The 446-nt window shown below is 46.6% G+C and carries 2 tRNA genes and 1 rRNA gene; all 3 read right to left on the bottom strand.

The features are described from left to right. Positions 1-125 precede the first annotated feature (125 nt). Positions 126-201 (bottom strand) — tRNA-Ala (locus KO536_RS24085). A 29-nt stretch (positions 202-230) separates the two neighbouring features. Further along, positions 231-307 (bottom strand) — tRNA-Ile (locus KO536_RS24080). An 81-nt stretch (positions 308-388) separates the two neighbouring features. Further along, positions 389-446, bottom strand: a 16S ribosomal RNA gene (locus KO536_RS24075); the annotation flags it as partial.

Below are 446 nucleotides of genomic sequence, written 5' to 3'. Positions count from 1 at the left end.
CAGTCTAACTTTCTATTACATACCCAAATTTTTAAAGAACGATCTAATCAAAAGATCAGAAATCAACATTCACCATCGTTTGATGGAATGCTCATTTCTAAGCTTTACGATACAGAAGCAGTATATGGTGGAGCCAAACGGGATCGAACCGTTGACCTCCTGCGTGCAAGGCAGGCGCTCTCCCAGCTGAGCTATGGCCCCATATTTCTACAGGTACTTCCATACAAAATTGGTGGGTCTGGGCAGATTCGAACTGCCGACCTCACCCTTATCAGGGGTGCGCTCTAACCAACTGAGCTACAGACCCAATTTTGGTCTACTTCTATCGTCTTCTTCAATGAATCAAGCAATTCGTGTGGGAACTTATGGAGCAGCTGATGTCGTCGATTAAGGAGGTGATCCAGCCGCAGGTTCCCCTACGGCTACCTTGTTACGACTTCACCCCA

This window comes from Pseudomonas sp. NKUCC02_KPG, assembly GCF_019345465.1.
Taxonomy (GTDB): domain Bacteria; phylum Pseudomonadota; class Gammaproteobacteria; order Pseudomonadales; family Pseudomonadaceae; genus Aquipseudomonas.
The sequence above is the reverse complement of the archived record's forward strand: the minus strand, read 5'-3'. Positions and strand labels throughout refer to the sequence as shown.